This is a genomic window from Paenibacillus sp. ClWae2A (assembly GCF_032452295.1).
Taxonomy (GTDB): Bacteria; Bacillota; Bacilli; order Paenibacillales; family Paenibacillaceae; genus Paenibacillus.
Genome location: NZ_JAULSQ010000004.1, coordinates 233993 through 253031 on the forward strand (window position 1 = coordinate 233993; position 19039 = coordinate 253031).

Here is a 19039-nt window from a genome sequence, read left to right on the forward strand (position 1 = left end):
GGATTCTCTATTCAATCTTTATACAAGAAAATGAGCAAGAATACGAGGGCATATGTCATATTTTCCGAATATTTATTCAATAAATACAAATGATCGTGCGTTTGTTGTTAGGTGAAATGTATGTTAACTATTTACGAAGAAAACTCACATGTATGTATCTGAGAATCCGTCTCATTTTACATTGTGTAACATAAACAGGCCCATACTCAAAACACACTGTATAATGTAATCCCTGCCCAAAGCGATATAGTATTATCTAACAAGCAAAACCTGTTACGTTCGTGTATATAAACCTCCCATTCAGCCTTGGTGTGTAATGAAAATAACTTCCACAAAGGAGAATGCCCATGTCCTCCGCACCCTCAGCCACAGTCCCCGAAGCCTGCCATATTGATGTAGATCATGTGTCCGTTGTTTTTGGCACAGGTACACAGCAAGTCACTGCCTTGTCGGATGTTACATTCCAGATCCAGTCCAATGAGTTTGTCTCGCTGCTGGGCCCTTCCGGCTGTGGCAAGTCGACCTTGCTCAGGCTGGTGGGTGATCTACTTCAGCCCACCTCAGGCACCGTTCGCATTGCAGGTCAGGAGCCTGAGCGGGCCCGGCTACAGCGACAGTTCGGCATTGTCTTCCAGACACCAGCCTTGTTCGATTGGCGCACCGTTCGTCACAATGTGGAATTGCCCTTGGAACTGCTCGGTACCCGCCGAAAGGAGTGCCGCCGCATTAGCGGTGAACTGCTTGAGATGGTAGGGCTAACCCGCTTCGCCGACCATTATCCATGGCAACTCAGTGGAGGGATGCAGCAACGTGTATCCATTGCACGAGCCCTTGCGCTTGATCCGCCATTGCTGCTCATGGATGAACCCTTCTCCGCCCTGGACGAATTCACCAAAGAAAAACTTCAATTGGAGCTGCTTGAGATCAAGCGCTCAACAGGCAAGACCTTCCTCTTTGTCACACACAGCATCCCCGAAGCCGTATTTCTGTCCGACAGGATCATCGTGCTCTCGGCACATCCGGGGCAAGTACATTCCATTCATTCCGTCAATCTGCCTTCCGAACGTCATAGTGAACTGAGAGAAACGGAAGATTTCTATCACATGATCACAACCATTCGCAACTGCTTCTACGAGGAGCGTGATGAATCTCATGTCCCTGCGGTTCTTTAAACCGGGATATCGATCCTGGGTTGTCATCTGGATTATGGCCATATTGGTGCTATGGGAAGGAATCGCCTGGATACTCCAACTGTTCTTGTCACCCCAGCAGGCGGCGTCTCGCCTTCCTTATCTGCACGAAGTCCTTGCAGCCTTGTTTCGTTACTCGAGTACGCTCGCAGAGCAGGGGGCTGTCACGTTTGGCAATGCAGCCATTGGTTTTGGAGGGGGAACGTTGCTTGGTCTGGGTCTGGCTCTACTCATGAGCGGTGCCGTCTGGCTAGAGCGCACGTTATCGCCATATGTTGTCTCCTCACAGATGGTTCCGGTTATTGGTCTCGCACCAATTGTGTACGGGATCATCCACAATGCGGAGTGGGCCCGAATTGTTATGGCCGCGTATGTCACTTTCTTCCCGATCATCATCCATACATTAAAAGGATTGAAAAGTGCAGCACCAGAGCATCTGGAACTTATGCGTTCCTGTGGAGCTTCACTGACTGCACGATATATCAAATGCCTGCTGCCCTCAGCACTGCCGGGACTATTTTCTGGTATGAAAATAGCCGCTCCGCTCGCGGTGACTTCCTCCATCGTTGTGGAATTGATGGGCGCTCCCGACGGACTCGGCGTCCTGATGGTCAGTTCGTTATATTACGGTCATGCCCAAGTTGGCATGTTCTGGGCCACCATCATGCTTAGCATTGGCATTGGCCTGATCTCGTATCTGGCCATCAGTCTGGCTGAACGTTGGCTAACCCCCTGGCAGCCTGAATTCAGGGCCAAAGGAGGCGATGCCACATGAGTGAAGGTAGAGTTTTGCAACGGAAGCGGGATGAAGGTGTGGCAATTGCTGCTGTAACTGGAACAGCTACGCCCCTCACTGGCTCACAGATGACATCTGCTCCCGGATCGGAAATTCATGGACTACAGGGACAAGCCGAAAAGGCCGGATCGGGCACTGGCGTTCGCGGGCGCTCGCTCGTACTGAGCATGCTCCCTTGGGGTGCAGGTGTGTTATTTCTCTCCCTTTGGCAGCTCAGGTTGTTTCATTGGATATTCTCGCTGGAAAGTTACCAACTGCCTGTACCTTCCGCGATTGCGATATCCATCCAGGAAAATGCCAATATGCTCTTTCGTTACGCGATGTACAGCGGAACGGAAATGCTGGGTGGTTTCCTGCTAGGTTCTCTGCTAGGCGCTCTGGCGGCTGCGGGTGCATCGTTCTTTCCCACAAGCGGCAGGGCGGCGGTTACGGTTCTGTCGGCACTGAACGCCGTTCCGATCGTGGCTCTTGCCCCGATTATGAACAATTGGTTTGGTGACGGAATCTGGTCCCGTATTGCAGTCGTCACGGTGATTACGATGGCGGCCATGGCCGTCAGCCTGTTCAAAGGGCTGACTTCCATTCAACCACAGTACAGTGATCTGCTGAGTGGCCTTGCTGCGGGTAGGATGCAGTTTTTTTGGAAGCTAAGACTGCCTCACGCGCTACCTTCCCTCTTTGCCGGACTGAAGATCAACATGTCGACCAGTATTATCGGGGCCATTGTGGGTGAATTTTTCATCGCCTCCCAGGGACTGGGGTACTTGCTCTCGGATCAGATCCGACTGGCGAACATGCCTTTGGCCTGGTCCTGTATTGTCATCGCTGCCGCGCTCGGTATTGTGTTGTATGAAGTGGTTGTCCTGGCAGAAAAGCGACTCATTCCGTGGAATCGTGCACGCACTGAACACTAACGTATATCATTGTACCAACCATAGATCGTAATACCTGATAGAGGTTGTTCAAAAAGTCCACGGTACTGAAAAGCAGACTTTTTGAACACGGACTGATGCTTGAAAAATCGTATATACACAGGGGGTTGTTCTGTACATGTACAAAACGTTGAAGTCGGGTTTGCTGGTATTGGTCCTGTTGGTTGTTACGATGCTGAGCGCATGTTCTACGAAGTCCGAGCCGGCAGCTGAGCCTGTTGCCGCGAGTTCAGGAGGGACGGGTGAAGCAGATCAACCCTTAACCAAAGTGAAAATTCAACTGAAATGGGTGCCTCAGGCGCAGTTTGCCGGGATCTATGCAGCGAAGGAAAAAGGTTTTTTTGCAGATGAAGGCATTGATGCCGAGATTATTCCGGGTGGTCCGGATATCGTGATTGAGCAGCAGGTAGTCAATGGTGCGGCCGATGTGGGGATCACCGGAGTGGACAGTTTGCTGGTCAGCCGGGATAACGGTCTGCCACTCGTCTCGCTCGCCCAGATCTCGCAGAAGAGTAGTTATCGCTTGATTGCCAAGAAGTCCCTAGGCATTACTGATCCGGCTCAGATGAAAGGCAAGAAGGTCAGTACCTGGTTTGGCAGTCAGCAGTTTCAGGTGCTCGCGTTCATGGAGAAGAATGGCCTGGACCCGAAGAAAGACATTGAACTGGTGAAGCAGGGATTCACGATGGATCAGTTTTTCAACGATCAGGTAGATGTGGCGACGGCAACGATCTATAACGAATTTCACGTGGTGCTGGAAAGTGGAACAAAAGAATCCGATCTGGATGTGTTCAACATTGAAGATGCCGGTGTTGGCATGCTGGAGGATACGCTGATTGCCAAGAAGGAATGGGTAGACGGCAACCGTGAGCTTGCGGTTAAAGTGACCCGTGCCATTCTGAAAGGTTGGAATTACGCCATCGACAATCAGGATGAGACGGTGGATATCGTGATGAGTAATGTGACGGAGGGCAGCACCACCCGCGAGCATCAGGTAACGATGCTGGAAGAGATTGCAAAGCTGATTCGCCCGGAAGGATTTACGGAGCAGCAAGTTGGCAGTTTTGTGGATGAGTCATTTACCCGAACTGCGGATATTGCACTGAACTATGGCTTGATCAAAAAAGCCGCAAATCTGGATGAAGCGCTGGAGAAAAGCATCTATGAAGAAGCGGTGAAATAAGCGTGGACCAACATTACACGAGAACGAAGAGTGCAGAACCAATCTGAAGAAGCGAAGCGTGCGCCTAAAAGCTTTCTGAAAGAAAGCTGCATCGGAAGCATATGCTTATCCCCGGATTTTTCCTTTAGGAAAAATGAATCTAGAAAATCTGGGATAACAGCGATCGCAAGATGGTACTGCAATCGGAGTGGGCAAGTGTAAAGCATATTGGATCAGCTTATAGAAGGAGGAGGAGGAGGACGAATGAGTTCTGTAGATCAGCAGCCTCAGCCGCTTGGCGGTACGAAGGAAGAATGGCTGGAGAAGGATCGCAAATACGTATGGCATCACATCTCGCCTCATAACGATCATCCAATGATTGCGGTAAGTGGAGAGGGCAGTTGGATCACCGATCAGGATGGTACGCGTTATCTGGATGCGATGTCTGGACTATGGTGTGTGAATGTGGGGCATGGCCGTGAGGAGATTGCGAGAAGTGCCTACGAACAGATGAAAGCACTCGCTTATGTACCGATGACGCAGAGTCACGAACCGGCGATTTTGCTGGCGGAGAAGCTGAATGACTGGTTAGAGGGGGAGTATCGAATATTCTTCTCCAACTCGGGTTCAGATGCAAATGAGGTGGCTTTCAAAATAGCCCGTCAGTACCACCATCAGAATGGTGAGCCTACTCGTCACAAATTCATTTCCCGTCACCGTGCCTATCACGGTAACTCCATGGGCTCGCTGGGCGCGACCGGGCAAGCCGCTCGCAAGATCAAATACGAGCCGCTCGGCGTAGGTTTCTCTCATGTTCCACCACCATATTGTTACCGCTGTCCGTTTGGACGAAACAAGGATGGATGCGGACTCGAATGTGCAAACATCTATGAAGAGGTGATTCGTTGGGAAGGGCCTGAGACGGTTGCCGCAGTGATTATGGAGCCAGTGATCACTGGGGGCGGCATGATTGTCCCACCGCCGGATTACATGCGCACCGTACAAGAGATCTGTCAGCGCTATGGTGTGCTGCTCATTGTGGATGAGGTAATCTGTGGTTTTGGCCGCTCCGGGCAGAAGTTTGGTCATCAGAACTATGGCGTACAGCCAGATATTGTGACGATGGCAAAAGGCATGACCAGTGCGTATTCACCGCTATCAGCAACGGCAGTGCGAGCCGATCTGTATGACACGTTCCGGGAACCCGGACCGGATGCCCATTTTCGCCATGTGAATACCTTTGGCGGGAATCCCGTATCCTGCCGGGTGGCACTCGCGAATCTGGAGATTCTGGAGCGAGAGAATCTGGTCAGCCGCGCGGAGGAACTGGGTTATCTGCTTCGTGAGAAGTTGGAGCCGCTGCTGGAGCTGTCCATTGTGGGGGATATCCGTTCATTTGGATTCGCCTGTGGGGTGGAATTGATTGAAGCAGATGGTTCTCCTGCGGAGGCGGATAAAGTAATGAAGGTACTCGCCAGTTGTAAAAGGGACGGCATCCTGATTGGCAAGAACGGCGATACCGTGCCGGGGTTTGCAAACATTTTGACGATCTCCCCACCGTTTGTCACCACTGAGGAAGAGTTGGATCTGATCGCTGGAAGTTTGCTCGTTGCGCTGCGTAGTCTGGACGCAGGTTAGTTGCCATACACAGGTACGACAGGCGTTTACGGTTAAGCAAGCAAAATGAAAATTTTCATATCATTACGCGAAAATAAGCGCAAGGAGGCGAGGAAGGATGCAGACCACAACAGGCAAAGTCATTAATCAGCTTCGGCTGAATGAGCGAATTGAGCAGTTGTCACAGATTGGCCGAATCGCGGAGACGGGTGTTTGCCGACTTGCCCTGACCCCGGAAGATATGGACGGCATCATTCAGGTTCGTCTCTGGATGGAAAAGGCCGGTCTGACGACGCGACTTGATCCCTTCGGCAATCTGATTGGTCGTCTGGAAGGTGCGGATGAGGCCCTGCCAATCCTCATGATTGGTTCCCACATCGACTCTCAGCCATATGGCGGTCGATATGATGGAGCAATCGGTGTGCTCGGCGCACTCGAAGCCGTGCAATGCCTGATCGAAAATGGCATTCAGCCCTGTATGCCAATTGAGGTGATTGCTTTTTGCGATGAAGAGGGTTCCCGTTTTAACAAAGGCCTGTTCGGCTCGCGTGGCATAACCGGTCAGTTGGAAGAAGGTGAACTGGATCGGCAGGATAAAAACGGAGTGACCCGCCGGGAGGCACTGGAAACCTTCGGTTGTTCTCCTACGGATTTTGAAGAAGCGATCTATCCGCCAGGTTCCATAGGCAGTTATCTGGAGCTGCACATTGAGCAGGGACCAGTGCTTGAGGCTCTGGATGCTCCAGTAGGTCTGGTGACAGGCATCTCGGGCCCGCTGTGGCTTACGGTGACGATGAAAGGCATGGCGGGTCATGCCGGCTCCGTTCCGATGGGAATGCGGCATGATGCTTTGGTAGGCAGCGCCAAAGTCATTGCGGCTTTTGACGATATGGTGAGAGAAGACCCGGAAGCTCCAACCGTAGGTACGGTGGGAAGTCTGAGGGTGTTTCCAGACTCACGGAATATCATCCCGGAGGAAGTCAGCTTCACCGTTGATTTGCGAGATATGGAGATGGAACGCAGGAATCGGCTTAAAGCCCGATTGATGAACATTTTGGATGACGTGAGTTCCCGATATGGTCTAACTTACTCGCTGACAGAGGATACGAACAGTGAGCCGAGGTACTGTGCAGAGCCAATCATGTCGGTGATTCGTTCATCCGCGGAAGAGATCGGGGTTACTTTGCCAGAACTGATGAGTGGTCCGTTCCATGATGCGTTGGCCCTTTCGCTTGTGTGTGATTATGGCATGATCTTTGTCCGCAGCAAGGACGGCATCAGTCATCATCCCAGCGAATATTCCTCCCCGGAGGATATTGGACTCGGCACGGAATTGTTATATCGCACCATTCGGAGGATGTGCAGTGGAGAGAACGGACCAACCATTTTACCTGAGGAGGCGTTGTGAGGTTATGGGCAAAATCAGCATCGGATTAATCCAGGCTTCTCATGAGATTGAGGGTTCGGCTCCCGTTGAGGTGCACAAAGAAGCGGCGATTCAGAAGCACATTGCGCTGGTCCATGAAGCTGCTGCAAGAGGCGCCAAGATCATCGGATTGCAGGAAGTATTCTATGGGCCGTACTTTTGTACAGAGCAAAGTCCCAAATGGTATGCATCCGCTGAACCTGTGCCGGAAGGGCCTACGACCAGACGTTTTCAGGAGCTGGCGAAGGAGCTTGCGGTGGTGATTATTTTACCCGTGTACGAAGTGGAGGGCATTGCTTCGTATTACAATACGGCAGCTGTCATTGATGCAGATGGTACGTATCTGGGCAAATATCGCAAACATCATATCCCGCATGTGGAAGCAGGTGAGGGTACGAATGGGTTCTGGGAAAAGTATTATTTCAAACCAGGTAACCTCGGGTTTCCGGTATTTGATACGGCCTACGCCAGAGTGGGTGTGTACATCTGTTATGATCGTCATTTTCCGGAAGGCGCTCGATTGCTTGGGCTGGCAGGGGCAGAGATTGTGTTTAATCCGTCTGCTACGGTTGCGGGGACATCGGAATATCTGTGGAAACTGGAACAGCCTGCTCACGCGGTAGCTAACGGCTATTATGTTGCAGCGATCAATCGGGTTGGCGTGGAAGCACCGTGGAATATGGGTGAATTTTATGGACAGTCGTATCTGGTCGATCCGCGAGGCAGAATGGTTGCAATGGGCAGCCGTGATCAGGATGAGGTCGTCATTGGCGAGATGGATACGGAGATAATTCGTGAGGTACGTAATGTATGGCAGTTCTACCGTGATCGCAGACCGGAAACGTACGAACATCTGGTTAGTCTGTAATAGTGGCTGGAAGCTAGCACGAATCAAACTTCAGGAGGTGCATGACATTGATGAACAGCTCAGGAACAACGTTATCCGATTATGGGTGGGAGAGTCGGTTTGCCGAGATGAAACCCGTTATGACTGGAAAGGAAGCGATGGAGGAGTCAAACCGCTGTCTGTACTGTTACGATGCACCTTGTATCAAAGCCTGTCCGACCGACATCAACATCCCTTCGTTTATTAGCAAAATATCCACAGGGCACCTGAAAGGTTCGGCCCGTACCATCATGGATGCAAATCCGGTTGGAGCCAGCTGCGCACGTGTCTGTCCCACAGAGGAATTGTGTGAAGGTGCATGTGTTCTGAACGAATCGTCGAAGCCGATTCGCATTGGTGACTTGCAGCGTTACGCCACCGACTGGGCGCGGGCGAAGAATGAGCCGTTATTCCAGGCAGCACCTGCCAATGGGAGAACCGTTGCTGTTGTGGGAGCGGGGCCAGCAGGACTGTCGGCAGCACGTGAACTGGGGCGTGCAGGATATGAGGTGACGATCTATGAAGCAAAACCCAAAGGCGGGGGGCTGAACACGTACGGCATCGTATCCTTCCGTTTGCCCGAATCGGTTGCGCTATGGGAAGTGGAGCAGGTGGAGGCACTTGGTGTACAGATCCGTTATGGGGTGCGTATTGGTGTGGATATCCCTGCTTCGCAGTTGCTGGAGCAGCATGAAGCGGTCATTCTGGCCTGTGGCATGGGTTCAGTACCTATGCTGGGCATTGAAGGGGAGACATTGGAAGGTGTCTATGATGCGATTGAACTGGTGGAGTCTACCAAGCAGGGTGTTCCACCTGCATTAAATGGTTTGAAGGTCGCCGTTATTGGCGCGGGCAATACGGCGGTAGATGCAGCGACCTGTTCGGTGCGTCTTGGTGCCGAGCGGGTGCAGATGTTATATCGGCGCGGGGAAAGCCAGATGACGGCGTATGCGTTTGAATATACGTTTGCCAAGCAGGAGGGCGTGGAGTTCCGCTGGTTTACGATGCCGCAGCGTATTATTGGAGACGAGAATGGTCGGGTTCAGGCTGTGGAATGTGTGAAAATGGAACTGATTACCCCGCCTGGTGGTGGACGCGCGTTGCCTGTACCTGTGGAGGGATCGGAGTTCATGATTGAATGTGATACGGTCATCCGGGCGATTGGACAGCATCGTTTATTACCATTAATTGAAGCGTTTGGTCTGCGTCACCACTGGGGTGTCGTCGAGATTGAGCCGCATACGTATCGTACCTCGCATCCTCAGATCTATGCGGCAGGAGATGTTATTTTTGGTCAGGGCCAGGGTGAGGCGATGGTTGTCTCAGCTGCACAGCAGGGTAAGCTGGCTGCTGCGGCAGTCGTGAAGGCGTTGCCTGGACAGGTGGAAGAGACTGCGTGAGCAGTTCATCGAATCCTTGTGTCCCTGGCGCGCTAACGAACCCTACGCACCTTATAGTGGTGATTATGGAGGATTGGAAAATCTAACGAATCTCACACGTCTTATGTTGAAGAACACCTGTTGAAATGAAGCTGAAATGAGCTAATACAGCAATATAAGCTTTCTACGATTCGTTAGATTTTGAAAGTGCCGCAAATGAGTCAAATAAGAGGTGTACGGTTCGTTAGAATTTAGGTGTTATCTCGAAACACCATTACTACGCAGAGGTCCTGAGCACGACCAAATATTCCAGTGTAACTAAGTAAGTTCAAACAACACCAAGGAGGGATCGTTATGGCTGACTTATCCATTAATCTGGCAGGTATTCGATCACCCAATCCATTCTGGCTGGCTTCTGCACCACCGACCAATACGGGATATCAGGTCCAGCGTGCGTTCGAAGCGGGCTGGGGTGGTGCGGTGTGGAAGACGCTGGGTGAGCCAATTATCAATACATCCTCGCGTTTCGCGGCGGTCCATTTTGGTGGACAGCGGGTGGCGGGGTTTAACAATATAGAATTGATATCCGATCGTCCGCTGGAAGTGAATCTGCGGGAGATTGCCGAGACCAAGAAGCGCTTCCCGGATCGCGCGGTTGTCGCTTCACTGATGGTGGAACCTACGCGGGAGAAGTGGCATGAGATTGTGAAAAAGGTGGAAGCCGTCGGTGTCGATGGCCTGGAGCTGAACTTTGGCTGCCCGCATGGCATGGCCGAACGTGGTATGGGAGCTGCCTCTGGTCAGCAACCTGACCTCGTAGAACTCCAGACGATGTGGGTGAAGGAAGTGGCAACCACACCGGTGATCGTCAAACTCACGCCGAATATCACGGATATTACGGCAACCGCCCGGGCAGCCGTCCGCGGCGGCGCAGATGCGATCTCCCTGATCAATACGATTAACTCCCTGGCAGGTGTGGATCTGGATTCGTGGAATACCGTGCCGCATGTGGGCGGCAAAGGAGCACATGGCGGATACTGTGGCCCAGCCGTGAAGCCAATTGCACTGAACATGGTTGCCGAGTGCGCCCGTAATCCGGAGGTGGGTGTGCCGATCTCGGGTATTGGTGGCATATCCGACTGGCGTGATACGGCAGAGTTTCTGCTCATGGGTGCTACAGGGGTTCAGGTATGTACCGCGGCGATGCATCATGGATTCCGCATTGTGGAGGACATGATTGATGGGCTGAACGATTATTTGGATGAAAAGGGTCTGAGCAGTGTAGCAGAACTGGTAGGTCAGACGGTTCCGCGTTACTCGGATTGGGGCAATCTCGATCTGAACTACAAAGTGGTCGCCCGCATCAACCGCGATGTTTGCATCAATTGCAACAAATGCCATATTGCTTGTGAGGACACCTCGCATCAATGTATTGATATGTTGACCGACCCGTCCGGTTCCTATCTGGAAGTGGTGGAAGAGGACTGTGTTGGCTGTAATCTGTGTTCGATCGTTTGCCCGGTGGATGGGGCAATTGAGATGGTTGAACTTGTGCCTGAGCAGGAACCTGTAACCTGGAATGAACGTCAGTCTGCAATTGCCATGCTGCAATCTGTTATAGATCAATCAACCAAGGAGGCGATATCATGAGTACCCGCAAATTGATTCGTAATGGTGTGTTGGTCACAGCGTCAGATACCTTTGAAGCAGATATTTTGATCGAAAAGGGTAAAATCACACAGATTGGCATCGGACTGGTGCCTGATGAACGAACGGAAATTGTGGATGCAGCAGGCTGTTATGTCATTCCGGGCGGTATCGATCCACATACCCATCTGGATATGCCATTCGGTGGGACGGTAACGGCGGATGATTTTGCGACGGGAACAACAGCAGCAGCCTTTGGCGGTACAACAACGATCATTGATTTCTGCCTGACACAAAAAGGCCGTCCATTAATCGAATCCCTTCAGGAGTGGCATGCCAAAGCCGAGGGTAAAGCCGCCATCGACTACGGTTTCCATCTCATGATTGGGGAGATGAACGATCAGGTGCTGGAAGAACTGCCGCAGATCATTGAAGAAGAGGGTGTGTCATCCTTTAAGGTGTTCATGGCGTATAAAAACCAGTTTCAAGCCGATGACGGGATTCTCTTCCAGACGTTGCAAAAGGCAAAAGAGTACGGCGCACTCGTCATGGTTCATGCCGAGAACGGGGATGTTATTGATCTGCTGGTTAGACAGGCGCTCGCCGAAGGGCGAACGGAGCCGATTCATCATGCGTTGACTCGTCCATCCATGCTGGAGGGAGAAGCGACAGGCCGGGCGGCCCGTCTGGCTGCACTTGCGGATTCACAGTTGTATGTGGTGCATGTGACCTGTGCGGAGGCTGTGGAGCAGATCGCGCGTATGCGTGAAATGGGATACCGAATCTGGGGGGAGACCTGTCCTCAGTATTTGACGTTGGATCAGTCGATCATGGATCAGCCGGACTTTGAGGGTGCAAAGTATGTCTGGTCACCACCGCTGCGGGAAGCGGCTCATCAGGACGTGTTGTGGAATGCATTGAAAAGCGGTCAGTTGCAGACGATTGGCTCCGATCATTGCTCGTTTAATTTCAAAGGGCAGAAGGACCTGGGCAAGGATGATTTTAGCAAAATTCCGAACGGGGGGCCTGTCATCGAAGATCGCCTCAGCATTCTGTATTCTGAAGGTGTGGCCAAGGGGCGGATTACGCTCAATCAGTGGGTCGATCTATGTTCGACAAGAGCGAGCAAGTTATTTGGATTATTTCCGCAGAAAGGGACTCTGGCTGTAGGGACAGATGCGGATATCGTTATTTTTGACCCAACTGTAAACAGGGTGATTTCGGCAGATACGCATCATATGAATGTGGATTACAGCGCATTTGAAGGCATGCAGGTACAGGGATGTCCAGTGACGGTGATGTGCCGCGGGGAGTATGTCATTCGAGATCGGCAGTATGCCGGAACAGCAGGAGCAGGCCAGTATGTGAAGCGCAACAAGTATGATGCAGGCGCACCCATACCGATGAAACAGCCTGTGACAGCAGTGAATGGAGGGAGAAGCTGATGTCGGATCGTGATATGTTTGAAGCCGAGAGGATCATCATAGAGCGAATGGTTGCGCAGGGTTATCGGATCTATGCGGTACGGGAACATCTGGAGGGTGCTCACGTCATATGGGGGCACCCGGATCTTCCCGAAGAGAAACAAGAGCAATACGTGGGCACAGCGTCTGGACGGAAATGGTTCAGTCACATCCTGATTCGCCAGCTTCAGGAGCAGCGGGGAGCGTAGACCATGCTGAAGCCTTCATGCGATCGGGCCGTGTACGTACTCATAGGCATAGAGTGCAAGTTCGATCGCTACCCGCTTCTCTGGGAGGATATAGTCTTCTCCCAAAAGGGCTTCGATTTTGTCCAAACGGTGATACAGTGTCTGTCTGACGATGTATAGAGCGGTGGCCGTCTCTTGCTTGGAGCAGCACAGGACCAAATATTGTTTGAGCGTGCGTAGCAGCTGACCTCCTTTCTCTATATCGTAACGGATGAGCGGCCCCAGATATTCTTCGATGAAATCATCCAGATTGCCACTCTGCTTCATGCTGGCGATGATGCGGTAACAATGAAGATTGCTGTAAAAGGGCTGCTGCATCACACCGATATCCTTCTGAATTCGCAGTGTCTCCTTCGCGGATTCCAGGCTGTCCTTGAGACGGGAGAGGTCTGTGCAACTATGACCGATACCGAACAGGCCTGAGAAGAGGCAGTGGGACTGTTCCTGCTCGTGCTGCTGCAGCTGTTCGATGCAGCGCCAGAGACTGCTTTTGCGCTGAGATCCAGGTAATGGGTCGAGAATGATAAGAATGATCTGGTGATTCAGAACGGTGCTGTAGAGGGTGAAGTTCTCCCGAGCGAACACGGAACGGGCGACGATGTTACGTTGGATTAATATCTTCTGAAGTCTGAGACTGTCTGTGTATGCGGGGTTGCTGTCGAATAGGATAATGCACGCTTTGCTCGTTGCAAGAAGGGGATTGGCTGTGGAGACATATTCATGGATTTCCTTCGTGGAGTGATGTCCGTTAAGCCAGTCGATGACCCACATATCTTCCTTATAGCGACGCTTCTCTTCCATGTATTTGGTTCGCATCCAGTCCTGGGCAATCGCGGCCGCGCACCGTTCCAGTGCCTGAATGACGAATTCATCCGAAGGATTGAGGGGTATATTTGAATCATGCTCCGGCAGTTTTTGGTGCATCAGCACAAGGTCGGCAAAGGTGTAGTCCAACGCCTGAACAGGCAGATAGAATAGATGGCAAGTGTTACCGGTTAGTGGGACTTCCTTTGAAATATCTTCATGATCCGATCGTCCTCGTTGCAAAAACCAATCCTGCCGACGAATCTCCAGCTGCTCTGGAGAGCAATAGGGAACGCTACTCGCTTCCCCTTCAAGTGGGTATAACGCCACGGCACATCCGGTTGTTCGTGACAATAATCGAAGCAGAGGTTGTACGCCATCTCCATTCAGAAGAAGTTGGTTAAACGAGGTGGTGAGACTATCGAGTTCCGCGATCATTCGCTGATGACTACGAATCAGGGTGAAATGCAGGTCTTGCGTAATATCGATATAACGGACTTGTTCGTGGAACCAGATCAGAGGGAAATCCGCGGCAACTGCTATTTCCTTCATGTCACCGAGTTGCGACTTGGTGTGATCCCCCAGTTCCATGCAGAGTCCCGCAGCCCCACGTGCAATTAACTGACGCAGAAAAGACAGACCTTGCTGCTCGCCTTCCTGCCAGCCAATGCCTGTCGTAAGCACCAATTCCCCGCCATTGAGCAAGTCCCCTACCTCAGGGACTTCCATGATATGAACCCAGCGAACATACCGCTCCAGTGCACGATCACTGGCCAAAACTTCCGCCTTGCGAAACACGGGGCGTTTTAACATGTCTCTGACTTGAATATGAAGCGTTGTCTCCCCCACACAACCACCGTCCTTCCCCAATAACATGTGATCTATCTGGAGTCTGGAATCCGTCAACTTGCATAATTAATCCATATTATAAGTCGATTTACAGCCGATGGGCTGAAATCTAACGTTCATTTGTTTCAAATGACAAATGAATCTGTGCTTTTTGTAATTTTGATTAAAAGTAGCATTTCTGTGTCAGTCTATGTCTCGTGTGAATTTACATAAAAAAAGCCCCTTAACATCACATCGGAAAACAATCATTCCAATATGCGCTAAGGGGTGAGAAGCTAAATATTATAGTCTGTATTTAAGTTGTACTCGAACCGTTACATGAGCACGACCAACGACTTCTTAATCTTCAATTCTTTTCTTTTTAAATTTCATCAGGAACTCATACACAATCGGTACGATAACCAGCGTGAGCAGCGTGGAGCTGATCAGACCGCCGATTACGGTAATGCCCAATCCTTTCGAGATGATACCCGCACTTTCTTCGAGACCTGTTACCAGTGGCAACAGGGCACCAATGGTTGCGAGAGCGGTCATCAGAATTGGACGCAGACGAGTTGCACCGGCTTCCAGCAAGGCTTCACGGGTAGGCATACCCTCTTTTTCCTTGTGAATAACACGGTCAATCAACACGATGGCGTTGGTGACCACTATTCCGATGAGCATGAGTCCACCCATCATTGCGGAGACGTCAAGCGTACCACCAGCGATGAACAGACCTACCATAATACCAATAACCGTAAATGGCAGGGAGAACAGGATTGCGAATGGTGCCAATCCGCCGCCGAATGTAACAACGAGCACGAAGTATACAATGGCGATGGCCGCCAGCATAGCGAGACCAAGTTGAGTAAAGGTATCATTAATCTGTTCGGTTGTACCGCCGAACTTCACTTCAACGCCATCAGGCAGATCCAGCTTGTCAATCTCAGCCTGTAAGTTACTCGAAGCCTTCTGTACATCGGAAGCCAAGATGTTGGCTGTGACTTGCACGACAACTTTACCATCAATTTGCATGATGGAGTTCGGGGACGTACCTTCTTCCACTTTGGCAACATCTTTGATCGGAACTTGGATGCCGAGTGGTGAAGTAACGGTCTCATCCTCAATCTCATTAATACTGCTGAATGTTTTGTCGTCTGTCTCTACATATACTTTATACGTTTTATTATCGATATCCACTTCCGTGAGCACAGGACGTTCCCGTGCCGGGCTCAGTGCCATAGCCAGTTGGCCTGCAGTCAGGCCCAGGGAACTTAGTTTCTCCTGATCTGCAACAAGCGTATACTGCCCGTAAGTGTCAGCGAGTGTTGTGTCTGCTTTTTCAAAATTATCCTTATCCGCTTCAACCAGTTTCAGAATTTCATCCGATACAGGTTTGAGTTGCTCTACATTATCGCCATAGATGGACAGGCTCAAGCCACTGCCACCCAGACCCCCGGACATATCAAGCTCACTCCATGTTCCTACGCTAACTTCCTTCTTCAGACCTTCTACAAGCTGTTCCTTCACTTGAGTAAAGTCTTTCGTATCTTCGTTATATTCAATATAGAATAGAGCCGAGTTGGAACCACCGCCACCCATGCTGCTCAGTGGATTGCTTCCGCCGATGGAATATTGCATTTTCTCCAGACCTGGTTGTTTGAGCAACCACTTCTCGGCAACGAGTGCTTCTTTTTCTACATCTTCACGCAAAGCTCCGGTTTGTGGACTGTACGTAATGGTCACATATTTATCCTGTTGTTCGGGCAAGAAGCTTGCACCGATGAACGGGTACAGGAACAAACTGCCGACCAGCAGGATCACTGCAATACTGACCGTGATGAGTTTGTGTGACAGTGTCCAGTTTAGCAGGCGTTTGTAACCTTCCGCCATTTTTCCTGGTTTTTCTTCGTGATTCTGCTTGTTCTTCAACCCTTTACGGAACAGGGTATGCGCGAGCATCGGCACAATGGTAATGGCAACGATCAGGGATGCCAGCAAAGCGAATACCATGGTCAGTGCAAATGGCGTGAATAACTCACCGACCATACCGCTTACCAATGCCAGTGGCAGGAATACAGCAATTGTTACGATGGTGGAGGAAAGAATTGGAATGAACATCTCGCGAGTTGCTTCGCGGACCAGTTCACGGCCTTTCAATTTCTCGCCTTTGAGTGTTAATCTGCGGTAGATGTTCTCGATAACAACGATGGAGTCATCGACAACCCGTCCGATGGCAACCGTCATGGCACCCAGCGTCATCATGTTCAAGGTGATGTCCATCATATTGAGCGCAGTCAATGCCATGAGCAAGGAGAGCGGGATCGAGATAATGGAGATAATGGTTGAACGAATATTACGCAGGAAGAGCAGGATGATCAGGATGGCAAACAAGGCGCCAAAAACGGCTTTGCCCAGCATCGTGTTCACCGAGTCCTGAATCGGCTTACCTTGGTCGAGCAGGACAGTCAAATCTGCGTTTTTGAACTGCGTTTGCAATTCTTCTGCTTTATCTTTGACTGCGTTAACGACATCAACTGTGTTGGCATCGTTGGATTTTACAATGGAAATACCGATCGATTCCTTGCCGTCTGTCCGGGAAATGGATTCCGCTTGACCGATGACTTCGATCTTGGCAATTTCACTTAATTTTACTGTAGGGATACCAGCTGCGTTGGCAGCACCTGAAGGGTTACCCACACTGGCATTAGCGCCAGCAGCCTGGCCCGTTCCTTGTGAAGCACTTGGAGCGGTACCTTGACCTGCTTGGCCAGCTGCCGAAGATTGACCAGTTGGTGCTCCAGAGCCTTGTGGAGCCGCGCCTGCACCATTGCCTGTGGAAGCACCGGCACCGCCGGGTACGACTGGAATGGCGAGGTTTTTCAGATCATCAATATCGACGATGTTTCCATCCACAACAACGGCTTTCTGGGATTTATCCAGTTCGAACAGTCCAAGGGGTACACGAATGGATGAACCTTGAACGATACCGTTTACCGTATCTTCCGTTAGGCCCAGCTCGGCCATTTTGGCTTGATCAAACTTCAATTGAACTTCTTTCACATATTGACCGGACACCTGAACCTGAGCTACACCGTCAATATCTTCGAGTGCAGGCTGAATATCCGATTCAACCAGTCGTGTCAATTGTTCCAGGTCGCCCCCGTCCTTGTCGGACAGGCTTAGAGATACAACCGGGAAAGAGTTAATGCTGAACTTGGAAATGGTCGGTTTTTGCACGCTGTCAGGCAATTGAACCTCATTTAGTGCCTCACGAACGGTTGCCGTTGCGTTGGTCAGATCTGTACCATAATCAAATTCGAGTGTGATGGATGCTGCATTCTCCATAGAAGTGGAGGTAACGGTCTTCACCCCGTCTACATTGCGCAGCTTCTGTTCCAGCGGCTTCGTGACATCTTCAACAATTCCCTCCGGTGCAGCCCCCGGATCAATGGCAGTGACATTCAGAAACGGTACGTTGATGTTCGGAATCGTTTCTTGTTTCATCGTCAATCCGCTGTACAGACCTGCGAAAGAGATGATAATTGTCAGAATCCAAATCGCAAACTTGTTGTTCAGTGAAAAATTAATAATACCTTTCATACGATGGTTTCTTCTCCTCTCTGTTTCTCCTGTTTATATGTGTGACGAGTCAGCCTGGATAAACCGGCTATACTTGGCATCCAGACTGTGCTTAAGCTCAGAGTGCAAAGGTTTGATGGCAGATACGCTCTCCAAATTGTGCATCATGCCGAGAAGGATGGCACGCCGCGGCGTGAATTCCATCATCTCCTGTCTGAGAATGGCGATGGTTTCGAGCACATCATTCTTTGTTTGCCCTGCGGGCAAATCGGAACCAGCGATATCCTGCATTTGCTTGATGATGTGAATGGGATGACGCATCACAGTGGAGTCTGTGTTTGGATCACTACTCCATGCGGGCCAGTCTTCCAACAAAATCAAAGGCGCAGGGCGCTGATCGAGCAATCCGTAAGCTGCATAATCAATCATTTGCAGCATGTTGGCTGCCATTTTGGAGACGGTAAGGGAAGGCATTTCCGTAAACCAGATCTTAACGTAGGAGAGGAACAGACCCTGTATGAGCAAAATAAGATCTATCGTATAGGGTTCAATCTCCGGTCCGTACATATCTTCCAGTTTGTCCTTGAAACCGTGTAGTGTAAGGATCTCCAGATCTTTATGCTGCGGGTTGCATTTTTCCTTGCGATGTGGCTCATCATTCATCATCATGCTTTGCATTTGCACACGTAAAAATTCCTTTAGCTCGGACACATGGCCGAGCAGTGTCTCAATCTGTTTGTGTGAACGTTCTCTCGGAGTAAGGTCAGCTTCATGTTCGATCTGGGATAGTTCGTCTATGAGCGTAAATAAGCAGTACTCCATCGTGCTGTCTTCCAATTCCTCTTTGGATTTGAATATAAGGTAAAGGCTTCCCTTGGACATCCCGCATATCTCTGCAATCTCCTGCATGGAGGTTGCGGCACTGCCTTTGGCCGAGAATAGCTTGAGCGCTGTAGTAATGATGAGTTTTTTCTTCTCATTCATCTCATGTATAGGGTTCATTAACGATACTTTCACCTCATAAGGGAACTTGTGAGTTCTTGAATTGACTTTAGGGTCAAACCAAGTATAAACGATCT

At 50.6% G+C, this 19039-nt stretch carries 14 protein-coding genes; 11 read left to right on the top strand and 3 right to left on the bottom strand.

Annotated elements, in window-relative coordinates:
• The first annotated feature begins 347 nt into the window (after window positions 1–347).
• The 11 genes from QVE09_RS15670 to QVE09_RS15720 all read left to right on the top strand — a co-directional run bounded on the left by QVE09_RS15670 (window position 348) and on the right by QVE09_RS15720 (window position 12707).
• Window positions 348–1172 (top strand): ABC transporter ATP-binding protein, encoded by an 825-nt coding sequence (locus QVE09_RS15670; RefSeq protein WP_315937533.1) that lies wholly within the window; start codon window positions 348–350, stop codon window positions 1170–1172.
• Window positions 1153–1965, top strand: a complete 813-nt coding sequence (locus tag QVE09_RS15675) for an ABC transporter permease (RefSeq protein WP_315937534.1) — start codon at window positions 1153–1155, stop codon at window positions 1963–1965. Before QVE09_RS15670 ends, QVE09_RS15675 begins: the two co-directional genes overlap by 20 nt.
• Complete coding sequence (locus tag QVE09_RS15680; protein ID WP_315937535.1) at window positions 1962–2900, top strand: ABC transporter permease; 939 nt, start codon at window positions 1962–1964, stop codon at window positions 2898–2900. Before QVE09_RS15675 ends, QVE09_RS15680 begins: the two co-directional genes overlap by 4 nt.
• A 136-nt stretch (window positions 2901–3036) precedes the next feature.
• On the top strand, window positions 3037–4101 hold the full coding sequence (locus QVE09_RS15685) for an ABC transporter substrate-binding protein (protein WP_315937536.1): 1065 nt from the start codon (window positions 3037–3039) through the stop codon (window positions 4099–4101).
• A 243-nt stretch (window positions 4102–4344) separates the two neighbouring features.
• Window positions 4345–5718, top strand: coding sequence for an aspartate aminotransferase family protein (locus tag QVE09_RS15690; RefSeq protein ID WP_315937537.1), 1374 nt, complete (start codon window positions 4345–4347; stop codon window positions 5716–5718).
• Window positions 5719–5815: 97 nt separating this feature from the next.
• Window positions 5816–7105, top strand: a complete 1290-nt coding sequence (locus tag QVE09_RS15695; RefSeq protein WP_315937538.1) for a M20 family metallo-hydrolase — start codon at window positions 5816–5818, stop codon at window positions 7103–7105.
• 4 nt (window positions 7106–7109) lie between these two features.
• Window positions 7110–7991: a nitrilase-related carbon-nitrogen hydrolase gene (locus QVE09_RS15700; protein ID WP_315937539.1), complete on the top strand. Its 882-nt coding sequence runs from the start codon at window positions 7110–7112 to the stop codon at window positions 7989–7991.
• A gap of 50 nt (window positions 7992–8041) precedes the next feature.
• Complete coding sequence (locus QVE09_RS15705; RefSeq protein WP_315937705.1) at window positions 8042–9409, top strand: NAD(P)-dependent oxidoreductase; 1368 nt, start codon at window positions 8042–8044, stop codon at window positions 9407–9409.
• Between the two features lie 333 nt (window positions 9410–9742).
• Window positions 9743–11038, top strand: a complete 1296-nt coding sequence (preA, locus tag QVE09_RS15710; RefSeq protein ID WP_315937540.1) for an NAD-dependent dihydropyrimidine dehydrogenase subunit PreA — start codon at window positions 9743–9745, stop codon at window positions 11036–11038.
• A complete protein-coding gene (gene hydA / locus QVE09_RS15715) occupies window positions 11035–12480 on the top strand; it encodes a dihydropyrimidinase (RefSeq protein WP_315937541.1) in 1446 nt (481 codons plus the stop codon). The genes preA and hydA overlap by 4 nt, the downstream gene beginning before the upstream one ends.
• The gene (locus QVE09_RS15720; RefSeq protein WP_315937542.1) at window positions 12480–12707 is read left to right on the top strand and encodes a hypothetical protein; all 228 of its coding nucleotides are present in this window, start codon (window positions 12480–12482) and stop codon (window positions 12705–12707) included. Before hydA ends, QVE09_RS15720 begins: the two co-directional genes overlap by 1 nt.
• A gap of 15 nt (window positions 12708–12722) precedes the next feature.
• On the opposite strand, the gene QVE09_RS15725 is transcribed toward QVE09_RS15720, so the two are convergent.
• The 3 genes from QVE09_RS15725 to QVE09_RS15735 all read right to left on the bottom strand — a co-directional run bounded on the left by QVE09_RS15725 (window position 12723) and on the right by QVE09_RS15735 (window position 18962).
• Window positions 12723–14399 carry a PucR family transcriptional regulator gene (locus tag QVE09_RS15725; protein ID WP_315937543.1) on the bottom strand — a complete coding sequence of 559 codons (1677 nt, stop codon included), beginning with the start codon at window positions 14397–14399 and terminating at the stop codon, window positions 12723–12725.
• Window positions 14400–14738: 339 nt separating this feature from the next.
• Window positions 14739–17981 carry an efflux RND transporter permease subunit gene (locus tag QVE09_RS15730; RefSeq protein ID WP_315937544.1) on the bottom strand — a complete coding sequence of 1081 codons (3243 nt, stop codon included), beginning with the start codon at window positions 17979–17981 and terminating at the stop codon, window positions 14739–14741.
• 33 nt (window positions 17982–18014) lie between these two features.
• Window positions 18015–18962, bottom strand: a complete 948-nt coding sequence (locus tag QVE09_RS15735) for a TetR/AcrR family transcriptional regulator (protein WP_315937545.1) — start codon at window positions 18960–18962, stop codon at window positions 18015–18017.
• Between the last annotated feature and the right edge of the window lie 77 nt (window positions 18963–19039).